Raw genomic sequence first — 23,717 nt, 5'->3', positions numbered from 1 at the left:
TAAAGAATTACAGTAAATATTTGCTCAAGTTTAAATGCAAAATTGCTCTATATTATCTTTCTACAGCCAGATACGATAACTAGATGCTTACGCTCTATTCAGGGTGGTAAAGTGGATTTAACCACCCAGCAGGACATCACCAACCTCGGCGGGAAAATTCAAGGCCATGACCACGTTTCTACACTGGCAGACCGGGATATCACCAGTGCCTTATCCTGTGTGGAAAGATACCCTTTTGTATGTCAGACGGAGAAATAAAAAAATGCGGCCTTTAACTGACAAGTTATTATCTATTTGTAGTAATGACATTTCTTCTATTAAGCCAGAAAAATACATTGCTTCTGTTTATGGGCCATCATTAGTAGATGAATTAAGTTATCTATTAAAGAAAAAAATGGATTTTATGGGTTTAAGTCAGCCTTACAAGTTTTTCCATATGAAAAAGTGGGCGAAAAAATCGGCCTAATAGGCTAGAATAACAGTGAACTATGGATTAATTCATATGACGATATGGTTAAAAACGCTCTTTTTTTGCAGAAGACATCTTTGGAAATCAGTTTTGTTTAAAAGATGATTGTATCTATGCATTCGATCCTGAAACAGCTTTATTTGATAAATTGGCTGAAAGCATAAATGAATGGCGTGGAATTATATTGGAAGATTACGAAGTCCTAACAGGGTGTTCTTTAGCGCATTCCTGGCAAAAAATTAATGGACCTATTCAATCTGGTTATCATTTAATACCAAAAATTCCCTTCGTTGCAGGAGGAAAATATGAGTTGGAGAATCTTTATCTATCGCGATCATTTGAAGCCATGAGAATTAAAGCTAATTTTGCTCTGCAAATACGGAATATCTCTGATGGAGAGAATATAAAAATAGATATAACAGATTGCAGATAATATACAATTTATAGCAAATTTAAATGGGCTCCCAACCAATATGAAGTGCCCAATAAAGCTGGACAGTTTACACTAAGCGGCTAATGATACCTGAGTCAGTAACTCCACCAGATTCAGGCCATTTAATTTTTAGCTGGGATCTCACGTTGCTGAAAAACCTATTTAAAATACATCATATTGTCGCATCACCGAACATTTAAGATAGCATATTTATCGGTTGATAATTTTTTCAATATCGAATAATACCTCATTACACTAGCAAGGGTAAAAAGCCTAGCAGATTAATCAGCCAGAAAAGTGATACAATTTGACAAGTACTTAAGCGTTAACAGAGCACGAAAATAGTTTTGAAAGTAACGGTATTAACTGATTTTAATCCCAGATCACATTAAAGACATAAAAAGCAGCATAGTTTAAATCAAATCGTAGACTAAACTGATTAAAACAGTGTAAAGCCGTTTAATCCAGCGTATTTTACAGTTTTACATAATAAATGAAAAATAATAACACTGTAATTAACCAGATTCGTATTCTGTTAAATCATTCACTTGAACTTTTTTATGACAGATTATTTAACTGGTTTTATGGAAAAATTTATACCATTTAAAAAAATTATTAAAGTCTGCTCCTTTGGGAAAATAGATTGTTTGATTAAATTACTCATATGATCATATTCCCTCTTTTCCAGAAACATAAACATTAGCAAAACCAATTTTTTTCTTATTTTTCACTGAAAGATTTATGATAGACAGCTTCTAAACTACTATTAAAAATCATTTTTTTAATCTCTGGTTTTAATCGGCATAAGGTTTTAACCGTTATTTTCATCCTTTCTACATTTTATTTTTACTGGCTCTGTTTTACTGGTAATCCTGAGTGGTTTTTATCAATAAGTCGGTAAATAGCCTGACGATATTAAAGATATCCCTTGATGTTTTCTCCGATAACCCCTCTTTTTTTAAAAAGCTTAAATCCGACCAGATTAACCGTTTTATCTCTTTTTTATTGCATTATTTTTATAGCTTACGCCTTAAAATGACGGTGAGAAAACATCTCACTTTCAGTTCATTAAAAAACTTTCTCTATCGTGCTGATTGCTTTTTAACTTGCCATTAATGGTTAATAAATTTCGATTAAATGTCATTAACTATCCTGCTAAAAAGTAGCATTTATTATGTTAAATCAAAATGTTATATAAATATTTTAATCTATCCGCACTCGTATTTTCAAATGATTATGGCCGTAAATAGGCCGTTTTTAATCACTCTATACCTTTTAAAAATCTGGCATTAATGGAGTACCTGTTTTTACCCCTTAGCTGACTCATCAACGATAAAAAGGATTTTATTATCACTAGAAAAGATTTAATAAATGGTATTTACGTTTTATATCCCCTATTTATCTTCCCCATTTTCATTAAATTTGCATTCAGTTTATTCTTTATTTTATTTTTCAGGTTTAAAACCATAGAAGGTAACAGATCAAATAATGGCATTAAGATCAAAGTCTATTTTTTAAATGATTTTTAAAATCCGGTTAATCCTGTTAAATGTTTTGAATCAGTTCAGGGATACGTAAACACTAAGGTTTTTTCAAGAGTTAATTGACCTCTTGAAAATCGTTCATTATGTTTTTTCCCCTAATGGCGGCGCATTTCATACCAGCTCTGATCCAGTATCGCGCGATTTAATCCGGATTTTGCCCTGACGTGGCGCCCGGGGTGTTCAACCATCCCCGCCGCTGATTTTGACAGGTTTTTCACCTTTAAGTCCTCAATGACGATCATGGCGTGGTTTTCGCTGGTGGTTTTCGCTGATAGTCATCGTGACTTTATGAAGGTAATCTTTGCGGATATTGCGATACGGGCATGTATGCTCTGGATTTTGCGTTTCTACTTTTGCCAATTATTCCTCTCCAGCTTTATGTCGGCGGGAGTACCCTTTCGAAGGAAAAGATGGCACCGTGACTTTTAGCATGGCCTCGGTGCCGCCAGTATAATCCTTCCGCTTTTTCAGAGAAAATCTTTTAATTTCCACCTAGTTTTCAATGTATATCTTAGCTATTTTCTCAAATAAAGAGCTTTTACTGACCTCCCTTAACCTTAATATATCGTTGGTAAAAGAACGTAGGAAAATAGATGTGATATTTTGTTCCATCGCATTTATCTGTTTTCCCTCTTTATCCATAGTCAGAATATTGTAAATTAAGTTCTCTTTTGCAATCGTTTGATTAGGTGAATTGCATGGTGATACAAAATACAATAAATCATCTCCCCTTGGTTGAAGATAAATATGTTCATACTGACTATTCTGTTTAGGCGCTAAGTAATAGGGCAAAACTGTTTCAAAAGCATCAATTATATTACTACGTTTTTTTGCCGATAAATAAATTCGTGAATTATAAAATTCAGGTTCTATTTCATAATTCTCTTCAAGCTCTTTTAGAAAAATTCTTTTAATATGCAATCCCACAATCGCAGAAAAAACATTGCATAAAAATTTGCTATTTTCTTCAAATTTATCAATAAATCCTTTTATGTCATATTCCTGGTCGGAAAGATAAAAAAAGTGAACTGCTTTACAGACCGCTGGCAAACCCCATTCAAAATAATGAGGTTTGTTTTTTTCATTATGAAAAATGCTGTGTCCATTTTTTCTCACTAAGCTGGTCTGAGCACTCACCCAAATGCCATTTTGGACCCTGCTACACTGAATATTCCCCCATCCACAGATAAAAATAATAAAGCCTTGCGATCAGCAACTCTATCTGCTTGATATTTTGAACTGTTGCTACCAAAAGGCATTGTATTTTCACTTTCAGCAACCCACAAAAACGGGCCTAATGGTGCCCATGATACTGCTTTAATAGGTACAGGGGCACAGCTCGCTGTTCGTTCCTTGATTTGTGCAGATTGACACTGGTTTTCAGACAGATGCTGTCAGTACAGAGTACCCGTCCACCGACCAATCTCTTGGCAATCGCTTACTCAACAATGTTGTAAAAAATTTGCCGGAAGACCTCGCTGTGACTGAAACGACGACGACATTTCTGACTCAGGGTTGAGGAATCGGGGACCTTCTCTGTCAGTCCGAGGCGCAGAAACCAGTGGTAAGCCACATTAACCTGAATTTCCTGTACCAGACAGCGTTCACTGGAAATACCAAATAAAAATAGTCCAGTAACATCATCTTGAGCAACATAACTGGATCGATAGCCGGTCAGCCATTATTGTGGCAATACAATGGGACTACTAATTCGCGGATAAATTCGAAATCAATGACGGCATCGACTTGACGGACCAAATGATTTTTAAGGGCCAGCTCGTCAAACAAGAGCGTTTCTGGTGAGAAAGTCTGGAGAGGGGGTGTTCTTAACATGGCCGCAAACCCCGTTTGGTGAACGGAGCTTAATTAAAGCAAATTGCGGGTTGAAAAATCATAACTTTGTCAATAACCTGACCGCAACATATCATTAACATTTATTGTGATATAAATCACAATTAAAAAGAAAATAAAAAGACACTGTGAATATTATAAATTATATAGTGAGGTGACTTTATGAAAAGTCATTTTTAAAATTAAATCGAGGATATAAACATGCAAAAGAAAACATCTGTTGAAATTGAGGTCGAAGTTGAAGATAAAGAAATGACCTGCGGTTCATACAATAAATAAAAATATTGGCGTATGGCTAACCAATTTGGTTGGCCATGTTCTACATAAGGAAGCAGACATGAGAATAGCATGTGGTTTTAATCCTAATTTTCTTAGCGGTGAAATACACATACCGAGTAAAGTATCGATGATAGAATTAGGGATTACTGCATACAATATTTTATCAGTTGCAGAAAAAATAACTCCATTCGAAAGATACAATGGAAAACTCTCTCTTCACATCGCCAGAAGTGCAATAACAGAAGATATTCAATCAGGCTGTAACTATATTAATAACATTATGCCACGAATAATCAACACGGAAAAAACAATTAGCATTGGTTTTCATTTGTGTGGAAGTAGAAAAGATAACATTGGTAAGTATGGTTTTACTCCCCATTATGAAAGAAGTAAAAGGAAAGAAAGAAATGCTATAAATTTCTTAAAAAGGGTTTCTCACACATATCAGATAGATACATGGATAGAAAATTCAAACTTTTATTCTGGTGAACCAAGTGAGATCTCTAACGCGATAATAAGCGCGAATTACATAAGTAAAGAAAGTAATTCTAAACAAATAGTTGACCTAGCTCATCTAATCATCAATTCAGTAAATGCAAAAGTTGATCCTCTTATATTTATTGGAATGATAAATTGGGATAATGTAGTCGAAGTTCATCTATCAAGAATAATTGAGGGAAAGGATGAGGCATTTCATGATGGACATTCAGAGAGAGTTCATCATATTGTTTGGGATTCTTTTGAGAAAATAGTTTCCAGTAAATTAATCAAAGAAAATTGCTATATAAATATTGAGCACACAGAAAATTCTTGGTTAAAGAACTTATCTGGTTATAATAATGACTTTGAAAAGTTGAATTCAATATTATTAAAAAATAAAGAAACAAGTAAACCCTCAAATACCAACATGAGCAATTATGCGAAATCATACCTATCAAAAACTCTGCTAGCAGCCATAAAAAACAAGAAGGAAATTGAAATCGCTAAGTCGGAAAACATTGAGTCGCTTATATCTAGTTGGATATTAAGTATAGAAGAAAGTGAAGTAAACCTATGCCTAACAAAAGAAGAGGAAGATGAAACTATAAATTCAGTTCATTATTTAAAATCATTCGAAAGTTTTGTGAATAGGTGAATCATGAAAATAGGAACCAATTGGTCGGAAAATAGAGAACTAAGCGTTCTAAAGGAGATAATATCATTAAGAAAGGTCGATTTCATAGAGATATTAATAGATAACTTTTTGCAGTGCACTCCTGACTCAATACTTGGCATAAGCAAAGGATTACCGATAGCGTTTCATATCATGAACTCTAAATATATGCACAGAAGCAAACAAGATTTAGAGAGTATAGGGAAAAGAATAAGATTACTCCAAAAAGAACTAAACCCCATATATATATCTGATCATGTTGGTATTTTTTATCATAATAGCTATCCTTTACCAACAATGGGTGAAATAGATTACTCTTCTGAAAAAGATAAATACTTCGATTCAGTAAGCCTTTGGCAAGATATAATTGGCGAAAAAATTTATTTAGAAAACTTCCCTTCAATACTTGATGAAAACGCCAAGCTACAACCAGATTTTTTTAAAGAAATGACAAAAAAATGCGGTAATGGACTTTTGTTTGACATATCAAATGCTGTAATTGCACAAGAAAACACGGGAACCCCATTTGAAGAATGGCTTGATATAGAAATGAACCATCTTCACATTGGTGGTTATGCAGAAACATCATTACGCCCTAGTTTTTTGGTTGACACTCATGCAGATAGAATATCTAATCTTTCATTAAAGTATTTTAATAAATTGGGAACAGAAAGTAAGGACAATCTTACATCACTATCTGTTGAAAGAGATGATAATTTTGTATTAGGAGACTGGATTAATGACATCGAATTATGCAGACAATAGAAATTGTTACTCTTATGTTGTAACTGGAGAATCCGCATTAGAACTACCAAAAAACAAATCAGACTCTCTATCTAAGCTCATGATTTATAACATAACTAATGTACTAAACAACCCTCTGAGCAGATCTAAAGCTGAAGTTTCTTTTGAAGAAGTAGAAGAATTTATACGTTGGGCAAACAAAAGGAAATATCATCTCGATTGGAGAATATTTGCATACTTTTTATCTTTCAGACATGAAAGTAAAAAGCACCTTACAGATGAGATGATGAATGATTTATTAATCTTCTCAGCAAGCCAATGGACTTATTTTGATAAAAGCGAGAAAGAAGAGATAATAATATACTCCAAGATTAAAGAAGGATATAAGTTTATAGCAAAAAAGTCAAAAAAAGCGTCAATTGCAAGAAAGTTATACATAGCTAAGATTGATATTATGGATAATGGACATCATGATGGAAGAAAAGAAATTATATATATTTGACAAGGGTATTATATTGCCATCGATAACAATGTTTAAGAGTAGAATGTTAAACATGGCAATGCAACTTATTATTACCGCACTAATATATCAATTGTCTACAGACGATGCCGGATTTTTTTTACTATCATCACAGTTGGTTCAGATATTTGTTGTTGCTTCATGTACCTTTTTCATCGGCATTAATATAAAATCAGACATTAAAAATAAAAACTACACTTACGAAAACTACACTTGGCTTCTAATAACAGGGACTGTAATAGGCTTATTAATAACTCTAATATCTGTGGTATCAATACATTATTACAGTGACCATACAGTAACGAAAAAAATAGCATGGATACTATCAATCGGAATTATACCATTATGTATATATTCTGTTAACTGCGCAATTCTAGAGTCTACAAAACAAGAAAGGTACATGGTAAAAGTCAACTCATTCAGTATATTAACAAATGTATTCGCCCTGATTGCATTATACTTATTTACTGGTGATTTAATATTTTCTATTGCTCTTGCTATCAGTATCTCAAGGGCATACATGGCCATCTCATCGTCAATCCCATTAATAAAATTTATAAAATGGAAAAAAGTTGACTTACCTTACATTAAGGATATTGTGAATATAGGAATAAATGAGGCTTTAACATCTACATCATTAGTAATATTGATGTCTATTTTAATAAGGTTTGTATCGACATTAATTTCAAACATAGAATTATCAAAGTTATTTGTTTACATGGGGGTTATGAATTATCTATTTGTCACGGGCTTTTCTGCTGTTATTTCATTGGCTGCAAATTACAGAAGTGATGAAAACAATTTTTTAAATATAGCTATAGGTACCAACTTATTTTACCTTATTATCTTTTCAACCGTCTCACCATTAATCAGTTTGATGGTATTCAATACGCTAACAGAAACAATAGATATAATAACTTGTGCATTAGTCATATTCTTTGACTTGATTTCCGTATCTATTATTAACAGAATAAGGAGCAAATCACCAAATTCAAAATCTGTATATCTTAAGGTGATTCCCATTACCACCGTACTTGTAGTCACCTCTACATTAATTAGCCCGACATCATTCGAAATCTTATTGACTTTTGTATGCAGTAATATACTGTATACGCTAATCTCATTAATATGGTACTCGCTATGGAAAAAGAAATCTTTATTTTTAGAGAAGTTAACGTAGAAGATGCAAACAATCTCATTGTTTTTTTTAATGATTTGGATAACACATCGGAATTTATGTTGCTTGAGCCGGAAGAAAGAAAAACAAGTGTTGAAGAACAAACGGATATAATAAAAGGATTCGGAAAAGACAGGCAAATGTTAATATGCGAAGATAGCAAAAACATTGTTGGCTTTATTGTTATATCTAGAGGGGTGTTCAATAGGAACAGGCATCTGGGTTCTATTGTTCTTGGAGTAAAAAAAGAATATAGAAATAAAGGCATAGCAAGAACCCTACTCAACAAAGCGCAAGATTGGTCACGGAAAAATGGAGTTAGTAGACTTGAATTAACCGTTGCAATAAAAAACACATTGGCAATAAAGCTGTATTTGTCATCAGGTTTTATTTTTTCTGGTATCAGAACTAGCTCACTATTTATAAATGGTGAACTGATAGATGAATACTATATGACTAAAGGAATATCTGAAACAGTAATAGACAATGTGGCAAACAACCGGTGATTAAGCTAAGATTTTTTGTGGAAGGAACAATATACCCTATGGATTTCAAGATGCATCGCGACGGCAAGGGAGTGAATCTCCGGGAGCATAGCAAACTATGTGACCGGGGTGAGCGAGTGTAGCCAACAAAGAGGCAACTTGAAGGATAACGGGTATACCTCACACTTTAATAAATTAGGAAATCTAAACGTCTATACGTCTTAACATCTAAAACAAAACTAATATATTCTTTTTGGATATATATGGTTGCTATTCATTCTTTCAAACAAATACATATACAGCGTTATCCTCCATAACTATCTGAATACAACGGATTATCTGGATATGATATGACCACATCACGCTCTGTTCTCGATATGATTGGTAATACCCCATTGCTGGAGTTAACGCATCTGAATACCGGTCCATGTCAATTATTTATTAAGCTGGAGAATCAAAATCCCGGCGGATCTATTAAAGATCGCGTTGCTCTTTCTATGATCGAGCAGGCGGAAGAGCAGGGGCTACTTCAATCTGGTGGGACAATTATCGAAGCTACTGCTGGTAATACCGGCATCGGGTTGGCACTGGTCGCTGCCTTGAAAGGTTATAAATTGATTCTGGTTGTTCCAGATAAGATGAGCCGAGAGAAGGTGTTTCATCTGCGTGCTCTGGGTACCGATGTACGTCTTACTCGTTCTGATGTCAGTAAAGGTCATCCAGAGTACTATCAAGATTATGCCCTACGTCTGGCGCAAGAGATCCCCGGTGCTTATTATATCGATCAGTTCAATAATCCGGCTAATTCAGCAGCGCACACGACCACTACCGGACCGGAAATCTGGCAGCAAATGGACCACAATGTCGATGCCGTGGTGATCGGTGTCGGGTCCGGTGGTACTCTTGGCGGTTTGAGCCACTATTTCGCTCAAGTTGCGCCGGAAACTGAGTTTGTTCTGGCAGACCCAAATGGTTCTATTTTGGTGGACTATATCGAACACGGCAAATATGGTGAGGCCGGGAGTTGGCAGGTGGAAGGCATCGGCGAAGATTTTGTCCCTCCTCTGGGCAATTTTAGTCGAGTGCACCACGCATACCGTGTCAGTGATGCAGAAGCTTTCTCCAGTGCCCGTGATCTGTTGCTAAAGGAAGGTGTGCTGGCGGGCTCTTCCAGCGGAACCTTGCTCGCCGCCGCACTGCGCTACTGCCGTGCGCAAACCACCCCCAAACGTGTGGTTACGCTAGCGTGTGACAGCGGAAACAAGTATCTGTCAAAAATGTTTAACGATTATTGGATGCTGGAACAGGGATTCCAATCACGTGTGCAACAGCATGATCTCAGCGATTATATTACTTACCGCTATCAGGATGGCGCTACGGTTTTTATATCGCCAGAAGATACGTTGAAAACCGCGCATACCCGCATGCGATTATATGAGATTTCACAATTACCGGTGCTGAAAGGAGAGCAAGTCGTTGGCATTATCGATGAGTGGGATTTGATGCACACCGTGCAAGCTGATCCACATAATTTTAGCCTGCCCGTTAGCCACGCCATGACTCATCAAGTGAAAACACTGGATAAGAACGCTTCTTTACAACAATTGATGACAACTTTCGACGCCGGACATGTGGCGCTGATCGTCGATAATGGCCGTTTTCTTGGGCTGGTAACTCGCACAGATGTGCTGAACGCATGGCGTCAGCAACTTAATTGATTTTTAGGAGTGACTTTATGACCAAGTTCGATACTAAAACTGTTCACGCTGGCTACACACCAGATCACACGGGTGCGGTAATGCCAGCAATTTATGCAACATCAACTTACGCCCAATCAGCCCCCGGCCAACACACTGGTTATGAATATTCCCGCAGTGGCAATCCGACACGTGATGCTCTGGAAAGCGCGATAGCCGAACTGGAAAATGGTAGCCGAGGCTACGCTTTTAGTTCAGGACTGGCCGCCAGTTCCACAGTGCTAGAACTCTTGGATAAAGATAGCCATTTGGTGGCAGTCGATGATCTGTACGGTGGTACCTACCGGCTACTCGAAAAAGTACGTAGCCGCACCGCCGGTTTGCGTGTCACTTACGTGGAAGCCAATGATATTTCCGGCCTTGAAGCAGCCATTCGTCCCGACACAAAAATGATTTGGGTGGAGACTCCTACCAATCCGTTGCTGAAACTGGCAGATCTGACGGCTATCGCACAAATAGCGCAACGTCACAGTATTATTAGTGTTGCAGATAACACTTTCGCTTCACCATATCTCCAACGCCCAGTTGATTTGGGATTTGATATCGTCGTGCACTCCGCCACTAAATATTTAAACGGCCACTCTGATGTGATCGCAGGACTGGCCGTCGTCGGAAAAAATGCAGAACTAGCAGAAAAACTTGGTTTTCTGCAAAACTCTGTCGGTGGCGTGCTCGATCCCTTTAGTAGTTTCCTGGTGCTGCGCGGAATGCGGACACTTGCCCTACGTATGCAGCGCCACATCGATAGTGCATCAAAGATCGCACATTGGTTGGAGCAACAGCCTCAGATCGAAACCGTCTTCTATCCCGGCCTCGCTTCTCATCCACAACATGAACTGGCGAAACGTCAAATGAAGGGCTTTGGTGGTATGATTTCTGTTCACTTAAAAGGTGATGATGATTATGCCCGCCGGTTAATTCAAGAGCTAAAACTATTGACACTGGCAGAAAGCCTAGGCGGGGTGGAGAGTCTGATCAGCCAACCATTTAGTATGACTCACGCGTCTATTCCATTAGAAAAACGCCTTGCTTCCGGGATCACACCACAGTTGATACGCATTTCCGTGGGTATAGAGGATACAGAGGATCTTATCGCCGATTTGGCTCAAGCGTTGGAAAAAGCCACTCAATAAAAGCGCAATGCCAGCCAATTCTTTCAACTGGCTGGCATTTAAATCAAAAGTGGCTCTTTTTATGCCATCAAAAGCAAATGTAGAACCGGGATTATTTATCACCCAACAGAACGGATTCCAGTGCGATTTCAATCATTTCATTGAAAGTCGTCTGGCGTTCCTCGGCGGTCAGTTTTTCATGAGTGCGGATGTGGTCAGAAACGGTACAGATAGTCAGTGCTTTTGCATCATATTCAGCCGCAACACCGTAAAAACCCGCAGCTTCCATTTCTACGCCCAGAATGCCATATTGTTCCATTACATCGAACAGTTGTGGATCAGGGGTATAGAACAGCTCAACCGAGAAGATGTTACCTACGCGCACATTGATGTTTTTTGCTTTAGCCGCATCAACAGCGTTACGGACCAGATCGAAATCAGCAATCGCCGCAAAATCGTGATCTTTAAAACGTATACGGTTAACTTTGGAATCAGTACATGCCCCCATGCCAATAATCACATCACGCAATTGAACATCTTGACGTACTGAGCCACAGGAACCTACCCGGATAAGGACTTTAACGCCAAAATCGGTGATCAGCTCTTTCGCATAGATAGAGCAGGATGGAATACCCATACCATGCCCCATCACAGAAATTGGGCGGCCTTTATAAGTACCGGTAAACCCCAACATACCGCGCACGTCGTTTACCTGCCGCACATTTTCCAGAAAAGTTTCAGCAATATATTTCGCACGTAATGGATCGCCTGGCATCAGAACAACGTCTGCAAAATCACCCATCTCAGCATTAATATGAGGCGTGGCCATAATTAAATTCCTTATTTTTTTATTTAATGGTTATTTTAGTGATATATGGCTGCCTAAAAGAAAAGCAGCCAAATAAGTGGGGTCAGAGCATTGATTTGCCATAATCCATTGGCGACAGTTCAAAATATTTAGCGACTGTCTGTCCAATATCAGCAAAAGTTTCACGGTGACCCAATGAACCAGGTTGCACTTTTGGTCCATAAATCAGCACCGGAATGTGCTCACGAGTGTGGTCAGTACCAGACCAGGTTGGATCACAACCGTGGTCGGCAGTCAGGATTAAAATGTCATCATCTTTCACTCGTTTCAGCATTTCAGGCAGACGACGGTCAAACAGTTCCAATGCCGCCGCATAACCCGGGACATCACGACGATGACCATAAGAAGAGTCGAAATCGACAAAGTTAGTGAATACGATGGTGTTGTCACCCGCTTTTTCCATTTCCACCAGCGTTGCATCAAACAGTGCATCAATGCCGGTCGCTTTCACTTTTTGTGTAATGCCGACGTTTGCATAGATATCGGCAATTTTACCGATAGAAACGACTTCGCCATTTTTCTCATCGACCAATTTTTTCAGTATGGTGGGAGCAGGTGGCTCTACAGCTATGTCGTGACGATTACCGGTACGCTGGAAATTACCCGCTTTGTCTCCAACAAATGGACGCGCAATCACCCGACCAATGTTGTAACCGCCATCAGTCAGTTCTTCACGGGCGATTTCGCACAGTTCGTACAGACGATCTAAACCGAAACTCTCTTCGTGGCAAGCAATCTGGAATACTGAGTCAGCAGAGGTATAGAAAATCGGTTTACCCGTTTTCATATGCTCTTCACCCAGCTTATCCAGAATAACCGTACCCGAAGAGTGGCAGTTACCGAGATAACCTGGCAGATTTGCGCGTTCTACCAGTTTATCCAACAATGCCTGCGGAAAGCTGTTTTCTTCATCTTTGAAGTAACCCCAGTCAAACAGCACCGGAACACCGGCAATTTCCCAGTGACCTGACGGTGTATCTTTACCGGAAGAGAGTTCACTGGCGTAAGCGTAAGCACCAATAATGTCCGCGTCTTTATCTAAACCGACAGGGAAAGTTCCACAGGACGCCTCAGCCGCTTTACCCAACCCTAAACGGCTTAAGTTCGGCAAATACAGAGGCCCTTTGCGACCGACATCAGCATCACCACGAGCACACGCTTCTGCAATGTGCCCCAAGGTGTTAGATCCTTTATCACCAAATTTTTCGGCATCTTCACTGGCGCCAATGCCAAAAGAATCCAATACCATGATGAATGTTCGTTTCATAAATTTTCTCCTGCGTCAAATCACCCTAACCATGCGAAAATGCCGCCATTATCTAATAATAAGTATGGTTATTATTCGCCAATTTGGCGATAAACCATCGGTGTGGCTGGCTTGGCTTCTGTACCCAGAGCAACGATATTGCTCAGCCCCACACGATAATCAATGCGATCTGTTGCCTTACGGCACCCTCCCCCAAGGGAAACTACAGACATCCCTAGCGTTACGCACTGATTGATGCGGTACTCGATTATCAATAATTGCTGCTTTGCTCTTGATTCTGATGCCCCAGAGTGGTTAGCAAACTGCCCAACAAACTGGAAGCCCCAAAACGAAAATGACGGGCATCAGCCCATTTGTCACCCATGATATGATCAGCTAATGCCAGATATTGTGCAGCCTCTTCAGCGGTACGCACGCCACCAGCCGGTTTGAAGCCAACCGTTTCACCCACGCCCATTTCATGAATCACCTTCATCATGATTTCAGCACTTGCCAATGTCGCGTTAACCGGCACTTTACCCGTAGACGTTTTGATAAAATCAGCACCCGCGTTGATTGAAATTTCAGATGCCTTACGGATCAGAGATGCCTCTTTCAGTTCACCAGTTTCAATAATAACTTTTAGCAGCACATCCGCTTCTGCACAGGCGGCTTTACACGCTTTTACCATCTCAAAACCGACTTGTTCATTACCGGCCATCAATGCACGGTATGGGAAAACCACATCGACCTCATCAGCGCCATAAGCAATAGCCGCTTGGGTTTCAGCTAAAGCGATGTCAATATCGTCATTACCATGTGGGAAGTTTGTCACGGTTGCAATGCGGATTTCAGGTGTGCCCTGTTCACGTAATACTTTACGTGCCAGAGGAATAAAACGAGGGTAGATACAGATAGCCGCAGTATTGCCCGCGAGGCTTTTCGCCTGATGACAAAGTGCCGTCACTTTTTCATCGGTATCGTTATCATTGAGTGTCGTTAAATCCATCAAACTCAGCGCACGCTGCGCTGCTGCGGTTAAATCGGTCATAAAACTCTCCAACGTTATTATCGCGGCTAGCTTCTGCTAGATTATCACCAAATAATACACGACAAAAAATATATACCCTATGGATTTCAAGATGCATTGCGGCGGCAAGGGAGCGAATCCCCGGGAGCATAGAGAACGATGTGACCGGGGTGAGTGAGTGCAGCCAACAAAGAGGCAACTTGAAAGATGACGGGTATAACTCACGTCCAACAAACAATAGAGTATAAAGAGTATAAAGACGCTGCTTCTTCATCACGAATTAAAGATAAACCGGTAGGAAAATAGATTGCAGGCGGGATTATCCCACCTGCCTAATTTCAACAACGTTACAGAACCAGGAAGAAGCCTGCGATAGTTGCACTCATTAAGTTGGATAATGTGCCTGCGATAATGGCTTTCATCCCCAAACGAGCAACATCTCCGCGGCGGTTCGGAGCCATACCGCCCAGACCCCCTAGCAGGATAGCAACGGAAGCAAGGTTAGCAAAACCACACAATGCGAAGGAGATAATTGCTTTAGTATGATCTGACAGCACCTGCAAGCCCGCTGCCACAACCACATCATCCGGTTTCAAATAAGCACCGAAATTCATAAAAGCAACAAATTCGTTCACAACTATTTTTTGACCGATGAAAGAACCGGCTACCGTTGCTTCACTCCACGGAACACCAATCAGGTAAGCAATTGGCGCGAAGACCCACCCCAACACCAGTTCAAGAGAAAGTTGTGGATAATTAAACCAACCACCGATTCCACCGAGAATACCATTTAACAATGCAATCAGGGCAACAAACGCCAATAACATTGCCCCGACGTTCAATGCCAATTGCATACCAGAAGCAGCACCAGAGGCGGCTGCATCAATAATGTTAGCAGGACGTTCCTCTTCAGCGACCAGTGACATCGCATCAACAGTATCGCGTGGTTTTTCAGTTTCAGGCACCATCAATTTCGCGAACAACAGGCCACCTGGCGCCGCCATAAAGGAAGCCGCAATCAGATATTCCAAAGGAACACCCATTGATGCATAACCCGCCAGTACCGAACCCGCAACGGATGCCAGACCACCACTCATTACCGCAAACAGTTCAGATTGAGTCATGGTAGCAATATAAGGACGAACAACCAGCGGCGCCTCAGTTTGGCCCACGAAAATATTCGCTGTTGCAGACAAAGATTCTGTACGTGAAGTTCCGAGAATCTTTTGCAGACCACCACCCAATACTTTGATAACTAGCTGCATAACACCAATGTAGTACAACACAGCAATCAATGAAGAGAAGAAAACAATAATAGGCAGTACACGCAGGGCGAAAACAAATCCCCCACCACCAAACAGTTCAAACATTTTGGGGGAAACTAATCCACCAAAAATAAAATCCATTCCTTGTTGACCAAACTGGATAACACTAGAAACTCCCTCAGACATACCCATTAATATTTTCTTACCTGCGGGAACATAAAGTACAAAAGCACCGATAGCGATCTGAATCAAAAAGGCACCAAGGACAGTACGGAGTTTAATAGCGCGATAATTACTGGAAAAGAGTACTGCGATCAAGATCAGCACTACCATCCCGACCAGGCTCATAAAGAGTTGCATTGGAAGAATCCCTGTTCACTTAATAATAAATTAAATATGCCAGTTGAACGTAAATCGTTCACTGACGATGAGTCGGCGCTGATTATACTCAGTCATCGGAATGAACAAGCTATTGACATCACAAATATCTACTGAAAAAAGCAATAAAAAAATGATAAACGTGATGTGAATCACACAAATTTGCGGAAATAATCTTCAATAGATAATTGAATCTTGGAATGGCAAAATAATCAACAATTAAGAAATAATTATCAGGTAAGCGCAGCTAAAGTGTAGCGGTTATAATTCTCAGACAACAACTCTGCCATAATATTCACATCTATACCCGTCATCTTTCAAGTTGCTTCTTTGTTGGCTGCACTCACTCACCCCGGTCACATCGTTCTCTATGCTCCCGGGGATTCGCTCCCTTGCCGCCGCGATGCATCTTGAAATCCATAGGGTATAACTAATCCAAATAACTCAATACTGTTATGATAAAGTTGGCGAGCAATCTCATCAGGAGCTTCGCGGCGGAGCTCACATAACGAAGCAAAAACTCCGGCAATTTTTTCCGGCCGGTTAGGTTCTCCCTGAAAACCGAAAAGCGGCATATCTGGAGCATCGGTTTCCAGCACCAGAGACGTTAACGGGAGTTCAGCCATTACGCGACGTGTTTTCTGCGCTCTTTCATAAGTAATGGTTCCCCCTACCCCAATGTAATATCCCAAACCGATAAAAGCCTCCGCCTGCGATAAGCTACCCGCAAATCCGTGTACTACACCGGTACGGGGAAGGTTAATTCTTCTTAGGATCGCTGCCAGTTGATCATGGCTTTTTCGGGAATGAAGGATAACCGGCAATTCATATTGCTTTGCTAACCGTAATTGAGCGCCCAAGAACGCTTTCTGTTTTTCAAATTGGGGTTCAGTCATATAGAGATCGAGCCCAATCTCCCCAACCGCTACCCACTTTTCGTGTTTCTGTTTTAGAAATTGTTCCAGATCCGCAAGGTGCGCTTCCTGATGTTGATCGATATACAGAGGATGCAAACCCAATGCAGCATAAATCGCAGGATAAGAACGAGCCAATTCAGATACCTGTTGCAAATTTGCGCTACTAATAGCAGGGACAATAATTCTATCCACGCCAACCTGTGCCGCCCGTTGCAGGCTCTGCTGTTCATCATCACGAAACGGAGGGAAATCAAAATGGCAGTGAGTATCAATAAACATGAAACTATCCGTTATTTATCTGTTCTGACGATAGAAAAATTGAGGGCATACTGAATATCAATACCATTTTTGACGAAAGTTGTGTAGATACCTATGCCGATAGGGCAGGGAGCCGTCACTCGGCAGAAGACCAGAAATGCCCTGGATTATTTTCAGGTTGAAACTGTTACGGGTTTATTTACCGCTGTGATTAAATTAATTTTTTATTCCTACATTAATAAAAATTGAGCTTAACATAATAAGCTTCCACGCTATAAAGTCATGTCTCCATCAATTAGCAACCCTTACCAAATAGTGAAAATAATTCTAAATACTTAAGATAAATGATGAACTAGCCTATTATCATAAATTATTTTTCATTTTTATAACACTTTTGCTATCAGCACATTGGATGAAATTTCTCATACTGGTCGTTTTGTTTATCTCTGTATCACCTTAATTGAACCAGCAATAAACAAATAGAAATAAAAGGAATATTTATGAATTGTAACACCAAGAAAGCTAGCTCGCTTTTCGAAACTAACCTTCCAAGATGTTCTAATTCTAAGCCATGCAATGGTGACTGTTATGCAAAATAATAAAATATCATTTTTATCAGGTACATCCGAACAGCCGCTGCTTGACACTGGTTATCAAAACGCGCTAGTTGCCAATCTGAGTGACATCATTGTGCATCTGAATTACATCATTCGAGACGCATAAATTTTTTTTCTTTGTCGATCACAGGTCCCTCCCTATCAGGGGCCTGTTATTAAGGAGTACTTTTATGCAGGATTCACCAGAAGTATCGATTACAACGCTGTCACTTCCCAAAGGTGGCGGAGCTATCAATGGCATGGGAGAAGCGCTAAGTGCTGCTGGCCCTGATGGAATGGCCACTCTATCTCTGCCATTGCCCCTTTCGACCAGCAGAGGGGCTGCGCCTGGATTATCGCTGCTTTACAGCAGCAGTGCAGGTAACGGGCCTTTCGGTATCGGCTGGCAATGTGGCGTCATGACTATCAGCCGACGTACCCAACATGGCATTCCACAATACGGTAATGACGACACGTTCTTATCTCCACAAGGCGAAGTCATGAATATTGCCCTGAATAACCAAGGGCAACCAGATATCCGTCAAGACGTTAAGACGCTGCAAAGCGTGACTTTGCCAATCTCCTATACCGTGACCCGCTATCAAGCCCGCCAGATCGTGGATTTCAGTAAAATCGAATACTGGCAACCTGCCTCCGGTCAAGAAGGTCGCGTTTTCTGGTTGATATCGTCACCGGACGGCCAACTGCACATCTTAGGGAAAACCGCACAGGCCTGTCTGGCAAATCCGCAAAATGATCAACAAATCGCCCAGTGGTTGCTGGAAGAAACCGTGACACCAACCGGTGAACATGTCAGCTATCAATACCGAGCCGAAGATGAAACCCACTGTGACGACAATGAAAAAACCGCTCACCCCAATGCTACCGCACAGCGCTATCTGGTACAGGTGAACTACGGTAACATCAAACCACAAGCCAGCCTGTTCGTACTGGATAACACACCTCCGACACCGGAAGAGTGGCTGTGTCATCTGGTCTTTGACCACGGTGAGCGCGATACTTCACTTCATACCGTGCCGAAATGGGATGCAGGTACAGCACAATGGCCTGTACGCCAGGATATCTTCTCTCGCTATGAATACGGTTTTGAAGTGCGTACTCGCCGCTTATGTCAACAAGTACTGATGTTTCACCGTACCGCGCTCATGGCCGGAGAAGCCGGTACCAATGACACGCCGGAACTGGTTGGACGCTTAATACTGGATTACGATAGAAATGCCAGCGTCACCACATTGATTGCCGCCCGCCAATTGAGTCACGAACCGGACGGCAGCCCAATCACTCTGCCACCATTAGAGTTGGCCTGGCAGCGGTTCGACCTAGAAAAAATGCCAACATGGCAACGTTTTGATGCACTAGATAATTTTAACTCGCAGCAACGTTACCAATTGGTTGATCTACGGGGAGAAGGTTTGCCGGGTATGTTGTACCAAGAGCGCGGCGCTTGGTGGTATAAAGCGCCGCAACGTCAGGAAGGCGGAAACAGTAATGCCGTCACTTACGACAAAATCGCCCCACTGCCTACCCTACCCAGTTTGCAGGATAATGCCTCATTGATGGATATCAACGGAGACGGCCAACTGGATTGGGTAATCACTGCCTCCGGTATTCGCGGATACCATAGCCAGCAACCCGATGGAAAATGGACGCACTTTACGCCAATCAATGCCTTGCCAGTGGAATATTTTCACCCAAGCATCCAGTTCGCTGACCTTACCGGGGCAGGCTTATCCGATTTAGTGTTGATCGGGCCGAAAAGCGTGCGTCTGTACGCCAACCAGCGAAACGGCTGGCGTAAAGGACAAGATGTTCCCCAATCCACAGGTATCACTCTGCCCGTCACGGGAACCGACGCCCGCAAACTGGTGGCTTTCAGCGATATGCTCGGTTCCGGTCAACAGCATCTAGTGGAAATCAGGGCTAATCGCGTCACTTGTTGGCCTAATCTGGGACATGGCCGTTTCGGTCAACCACTGACCCTGCCAGGATTTAACCAGCCCGCAACTAGCTTCAATCCCGAACGGCTATTTTTGGCGGATATCGACGGCTCCGGCACCACTGACATTATCTATGCGCAATCCGGCTCTTTGCTCATTTATCTCAACCAAAGTGGTAATCAGTTTGATGCCCCGCTGACATTAGCTTTGCCCGAAGGCGTGCAATTTGACAATACCAGTCAACTCCAAGTCGCCGATGTTCAAGGATTAGGGATAGCCAGTCTGATCCTGACGGTGCCACATATGGCGCCACATCACTGGCGTTGTGATTTATCGCTAACCAAACCTTGGTTACTAAATGTGATGAATAATAACCGGGGTGCACATCACACTCTACATTATCGTAGCTCCGCGCAATTCTGGTTGGATGAGAAATTACAACTCACCAAAGCAGGCAAATCCCCGGCTTGTTACCTGCCGTTTCCAATGCATTTGCTGTGGCATACCGAAATTCAGGATGAAATCAGTGGTAACCGGCTCACGAGTGAAGTCAGCTACAGCCACGGTGTCTGGGATGGTAAAGAGCGGGAATTCAGAGGATTTGGTTGCGTCAAACAGACAGATACCACAACATTTTCTCACGGCACCGCCCCCGAACAGGCGGCACCGTCATTGAGTATTAGCTGGTTTGCCACCGGGATAGATGAAGTAGACAGCCAATTAGCCACGGAATATTGGCAGGCAGATACTCAGGCTTATAGCGGATTTGAAACCCGTTATACCGTTTGGGATAACACCAACCAGACAGATCAAGCATTCACTCCTAATGAGACACAACGTAGCTGGCTAACACGGGCACTTAAAGGCCAACTGCTACGCACCGAGCTCTACGGCCTGGACGGAACAGATAATCAAACAGTGCCTTATACCGTCAGTGAATCACGCTATCAGGTACGCTCTATTGCCGTAGATAAAGAAACCGAATTATCTGCCTGGGCTACCGCCATTGAAAATCGCAGCTACCACTATGAACGTATCATCAGTGATCCACAGCTCAGCCAAAGTATCTGGCTGCAACACGATATCTTTGGTCAATCACTGCAAAGTGTCGATATTGCCTGGCCTCGCCGCGAAAAACCGGCAGAAAGCCCCTACCCGCCAACCCTGCCGGAAACACTATTCGACAGCAGCTATGATGACCAGCAGCAACAATTACGTCTGGTGAGGCAAAAAAATAGCTGGCATCACCTGACTGACGGAGAAAACTGGCGATTAGGTTTACCAAATGCACAACGCCGTGATGTTTATACTTATGACCGAACCAAAATTCCGGCCGAAGGGATTTCTCTTGAAGTCTTGCTGAAAGCCGATGGCCTGCTAGCAGATGAAAAAGCAGCCGTTTATCTGGGGCAACAACAGACGTTTTATACCACCGGTCAATCGGAAGTCGCACTAGAAAAGCCCACGTTACAGGCTTTGGTCGCATTTCAAGAAACCGCCATGATGGACGATACCTCATTACAGGCGTATGAAGGGGTGATTGAAGAACAAGAGTTGAATACCACACTGATACAGGCCGGTTACCAGCAAGTCGCGCGGTTGTTTAATACCGGATCAGAAAGCCCGGTATGGGTGGCACGGCAAGGCTATACCGATTACGGTGACGCCACGCAGTTCTGGCGGCCTCAAACTCAGCGTAACTCGTTGCTGACAGGAAAAACCTCACTGACCTGGGATACCCATCATTGTGTAATAATACAGACTCAGGATGCCGCTGGATTAACGACGCAAGCCCGTTACGATTATCGTTTCCTTACGCCGGTACAACTGACAGATATTAATGATAATCAACATATTGTGACACTGGACGCGCTAGGTCGCGTGACCACCAGCCGCTTCTGGGGCACAGAGGCAGAGCAGGCCACAGGCTATTCCAACCAGCCCTTTACACCACCGGACTCCGTAGATAAAGCGCTAGCGTTAACAGGAGTACTCCCTGTTGCCCAATGTTTAGTCTATGCCGTTGATAGCTGGATGCCGCCGTTATCTTTGTCCCAGCTTTCTCCGTCACCAGAAGAAGCAGAAGCGCTATGGGCGCAACTGCGTGCCGCTCATATGGTTACCGAAGATGGAAAAGTGTGTGCGCTAGGCGGGAAACGGGGAATAGGCCATCAGAACCTAACGATTCAACTCATCTCGCTATTGGCAAGTATTCCCCGTTTACCGCCACATGTACTGGGGATCACCACTGACCGCTACGATAACGATCCGCAACAACAGCACCAACAGACCGTGAGTTTTAGTGACGGTTTTGGCCGGTTACTCCAGAGTTCAGTCCGTCATGAGCCCGGTGATGCCTGGCAACGTAAAGAGGACGGTGGGCTGGTTGTGGATGCAAATGGCTCTCTGGTCAGTGCCGCTACAGACACCCGATGGGCTGTTTCCGGTCGCACAGAATATGACGACAAAGGCCAACCTGTGCGCACTTATCAACCCTATTTTCTGAATGACTGGCGCTATGTTAGTGATGACAGCGCACGAGATGACCTGTTTGCCGATACCCACCTTTATGATCCACTGGGACGGGAATATAAAGTCATCACCGCTAAGAAATATTTGCGAGAAAAACAGTACACTCCGTGGTTTATCGTCAGTGAGGATGAAAACGATACAGCATCAAGAAACCCATAGTTTTACCTATTTTTATCTGTTGCCCCGCGGCATATTGCGGGGCAATATCTATCAACTTTGAAGATTTGGCATTTCCGATAAGTTCCACCGTTTTGATAATGCAAATCACCTTTAAAGGAAACCCACATATATACCCGTCATCTTTCAAGTTGCCTCTTTGTTGGCTGCACTCACTCACCCCGGTCACATAGTTATCTATGCTCCCGGGGATTCGTTCCCTTGCCGTCGCGATGCATCTTGAAATCCATAGGGTATATACTTGCAGAATTAAAAATGAAATATCAACGTCAATGTTCTTTCTTAATAAAAGCCGGAACAGGATCAGGTGTCGGGACAGAACTATCACAATTATAATGCTCTCCTGTCAGCCCTATTTTTTTGCAAGCTGTAGACAAAAGATCATTAGGTGTTGCCCACTCATCTTTCCAGTGACTACCGTCATAACGTTCATTCTTAAATAGATCCCACATTATCAGACCCGTTTTACCATATTTGATCGTACCATCTAATATGCTGTTGAGAGCACTCTTCGTCAGCGGTAAATTACCGGTTGCGGGTCTACCAACTTCAAATCCAACCGTAATCGGCGGCAAAACCAATAATTTTTGCGGTTGAACTGATGCCTGTGCGTAATTACGTGCTCCTTTCAGTTTGACATGGAAAGTCACAACTTCATTGCCCGATTTAAGCCAATTAATATATTGACCATAATAATACTTAACTTGTCCAGGAAGGTCACAAGGAATATATGTTTCACCTCCCCCAATAAATCCACAATCTTTTTCACTTAAATCATAGGTCATCACACCAATATAACTGAGTCGGTTGATCAGACTGGGATAACTCAGCGCGGTATTATAAATTAAACCATAGAGCCGTCATTCCGCACCGTATTTCTGATTTAAAAATAGTGTGATCTTACACAGGTTTTTTGTATTGATGACATCGGTGGGGTTGACGGTAATCGCCAATTTTGATCTATTACT

The 23,717-nt window shown here is 41.7% G+C and carries 19 protein-coding genes and 3 pseudogenes; 12 read left to right on the top strand and 10 right to left on the bottom strand.

Going from position 1 to position 23,717, the window contains the following annotated elements; genetic code table 11:
• Positions 1–111 precede the first annotated feature (111 nt).
• From SLS51_RS16115 to SLS51_RS16105, 3 genes are all read left to right on the top strand, one after another.
• Positions 112–258, top strand: a complete 147-nt coding sequence (locus SLS51_RS16115) for a hypothetical protein (protein ID WP_165578880.1) — start codon at positions 112–114, stop codon at positions 256–258.
• 4 nt (positions 259–262) lie between these two features.
• Positions 263–466 carry a hypothetical protein gene (locus SLS51_RS16110; protein WP_323839684.1) on the top strand — a complete coding sequence of 68 codons (204 nt, stop codon included), beginning with the start codon at positions 263–265 and terminating at the stop codon, positions 464–466.
• A 187-nt stretch (positions 467–653) separates the two neighbouring features.
• Complete coding sequence (locus SLS51_RS16105) at positions 654–902, top strand: hypothetical protein (protein WP_207631934.1); 249 nt, start codon at positions 654–656, stop codon at positions 900–902.
• Positions 903–2,547: 1,645 nt separating this feature from the next.
• Here SLS51_RS16105 and SLS51_RS16100 read toward each other — a convergent pair.
• The 3 genes and pseudogenes from SLS51_RS16100 to SLS51_RS16090 all read right to left on the bottom strand — a co-directional run.
• Positions 2,548–2,811 (bottom strand): annotated as a pseudogene (locus SLS51_RS16100) (transposase); the annotation flags it as partial.
• A 127-nt stretch (positions 2,812–2,938) separates the two neighbouring features.
• The gene (locus SLS51_RS16095; protein ID WP_323839683.1) at positions 2,939–3,583 is read right to left on the bottom strand and encodes a hypothetical protein; all 645 of its coding nucleotides are present in this window, start codon (positions 3,581–3,583) and stop codon (positions 2,939–2,941) included.
• Positions 3,584–3,776: 193 nt separating this feature from the next.
• Positions 3,777–4,279 (bottom strand): annotated as a pseudogene (locus SLS51_RS16090) (transposase); the annotation flags it as partial.
• Between the two features lie 219 nt (positions 4,280–4,498).
• Here SLS51_RS16090 and movA point away from each other — a divergent pair.
• From movA to SLS51_RS16055, 8 genes are all read left to right on the top strand, one after another.
• Positions 4,499–4,576, top strand: a complete 78-nt coding sequence (gene movA / locus SLS51_RS24695) for a methanobactin-like peptide MovA (RefSeq protein WP_434086436.1) — start codon at positions 4,499–4,501, stop codon at positions 4,574–4,576.
• A gap of 58 nt (positions 4,577–4,634) precedes the next feature.
• Complete coding sequence (locus tag SLS51_RS16085) at positions 4,635–5,711, top strand: multinuclear nonheme iron-dependent oxidase (RefSeq protein WP_323839682.1); 1,077 nt, start codon at positions 4,635–4,637, stop codon at positions 5,709–5,711.
• A gap of 3 nt (positions 5,712–5,714) precedes the next feature.
• Entirely contained in the window at positions 5,715–6,494 is a 780-nt protein-coding gene (locus SLS51_RS16080) for a multinuclear nonheme iron-dependent oxidase (protein WP_323839681.1), read from the top strand.
• A complete protein-coding gene (locus SLS51_RS16075) occupies positions 6,469–6,975 on the top strand; it encodes a hypothetical protein (protein ID WP_041379898.1) in 507 nt (168 codons plus the stop codon). The genes SLS51_RS16080 and SLS51_RS16075 overlap by 26 nt, the downstream gene beginning before the upstream one ends.
• Positions 6,944–8,173 (top strand): MATE family efflux transporter, encoded by a 1,230-nt coding sequence (locus SLS51_RS16070; RefSeq protein WP_323839680.1) that lies wholly within the window; start codon positions 6,944–6,946, stop codon positions 8,171–8,173. Before SLS51_RS16075 ends, SLS51_RS16070 begins: the two co-directional genes overlap by 32 nt.
• Positions 8,134–8,676: a GNAT family N-acetyltransferase gene (locus SLS51_RS16065; RefSeq protein WP_323839679.1), complete on the top strand. Its 543-nt coding sequence runs from the start codon at positions 8,134–8,136 to the stop codon at positions 8,674–8,676. The genes SLS51_RS16070 and SLS51_RS16065 overlap by 40 nt, the downstream gene beginning before the upstream one ends.
• A 329-nt stretch (positions 8,677–9,005) precedes the next feature.
• Entirely contained in the window at positions 9,006–10,373 is a 1,368-nt protein-coding gene (locus SLS51_RS16060) for a pyridoxal-phosphate dependent enzyme (protein ID WP_323839678.1), read from the top strand.
• Positions 10,374–10,390: 17 nt separating this feature from the next.
• Complete coding sequence (locus SLS51_RS16055; RefSeq protein WP_323839677.1) at positions 10,391–11,545, top strand: trans-sulfuration enzyme family protein; 1,155 nt, start codon at positions 10,391–10,393, stop codon at positions 11,543–11,545.
• 91 nt (positions 11,546–11,636) lie between these two features.
• Here SLS51_RS16055 and deoD read toward each other — a convergent pair whose 3' ends face one another.
• The 6 genes and pseudogenes from deoD to SLS51_RS16025 form a co-directional block, all read right to left on the bottom strand.
• A complete protein-coding gene (gene deoD, locus SLS51_RS16050) occupies positions 11,637–12,353 on the bottom strand; it encodes a purine-nucleoside phosphorylase (protein WP_323839676.1) in 717 nt (238 codons plus the stop codon).
• Between the two features lie 82 nt (positions 12,354–12,435).
• Positions 12,436–13,659 (bottom strand): phosphopentomutase, encoded by a 1,224-nt coding sequence (gene deoB, locus SLS51_RS16045; RefSeq protein WP_323839675.1) that lies wholly within the window; start codon positions 13,657–13,659, stop codon positions 12,436–12,438.
• A 71-nt stretch (positions 13,660–13,730) separates the two neighbouring features.
• Positions 13,731–13,877 (bottom strand): annotated as a pseudogene (locus SLS51_RS16040) (thymidine phosphorylase); the annotation flags it as partial.
• Between the two features lie 32 nt (positions 13,878–13,909).
• The gene (gene deoC / locus SLS51_RS16035) at positions 13,910–14,689 is read right to left on the bottom strand and encodes a deoxyribose-phosphate aldolase (protein WP_323839674.1); all 780 of its coding nucleotides are present in this window, start codon (positions 14,687–14,689) and stop codon (positions 13,910–13,912) included.
• Positions 14,690–15,015: 326 nt separating this feature from the next.
• Positions 15,016–16,281 (bottom strand): NupC/NupG family nucleoside CNT transporter, encoded by a 1,266-nt coding sequence (locus SLS51_RS16030; protein WP_323839706.1) that lies wholly within the window; start codon positions 16,279–16,281, stop codon positions 15,016–15,018.
• A gap of 398 nt (positions 16,282–16,679) precedes the next feature.
• The gene (locus SLS51_RS16025; protein ID WP_323839673.1) at positions 16,680–17,507 is read right to left on the bottom strand and encodes a TatD family hydrolase; all 828 of its coding nucleotides are present in this window, start codon (positions 17,505–17,507) and stop codon (positions 16,680–16,682) included.
• A 766-nt stretch (positions 17,508–18,273) separates the two neighbouring features.
• On the opposite strand from SLS51_RS16025, the gene tcaC reads away from it, so the two are divergent.
• The gene (tcaC, locus tag SLS51_RS16020) at positions 18,274–22,731 is read left to right on the top strand and encodes an insecticidal toxin complex protein TcaC (RefSeq protein WP_323839672.1); all 4,458 of its coding nucleotides are present in this window, start codon (positions 18,274–18,276) and stop codon (positions 22,729–22,731) included.
• A 287-nt stretch (positions 22,732–23,018) separates the two neighbouring features.
• On the opposite strand, the gene SLS51_RS16015 is transcribed toward tcaC, so the two are convergent.
• On the bottom strand, positions 23,019–23,534 hold the full coding sequence (locus SLS51_RS16015; RefSeq protein ID WP_323839671.1) for a hypothetical protein: 516 nt from the start codon (positions 23,532–23,534) through the stop codon (positions 23,019–23,021).
• Positions 23,535–23,717: the final 183 nt, after the last annotated feature.

Source organism: Photorhabdus africana (assembly GCF_035181445.1).
Taxonomy (GTDB): Bacteria; Pseudomonadota; Gammaproteobacteria; order Enterobacterales; family Enterobacteriaceae; genus Photorhabdus; species Photorhabdus laumondii.
Note: the sequence above shows the minus strand (reverse complement) of the source record. Positions and strands in the feature narration are given on the sequence as shown.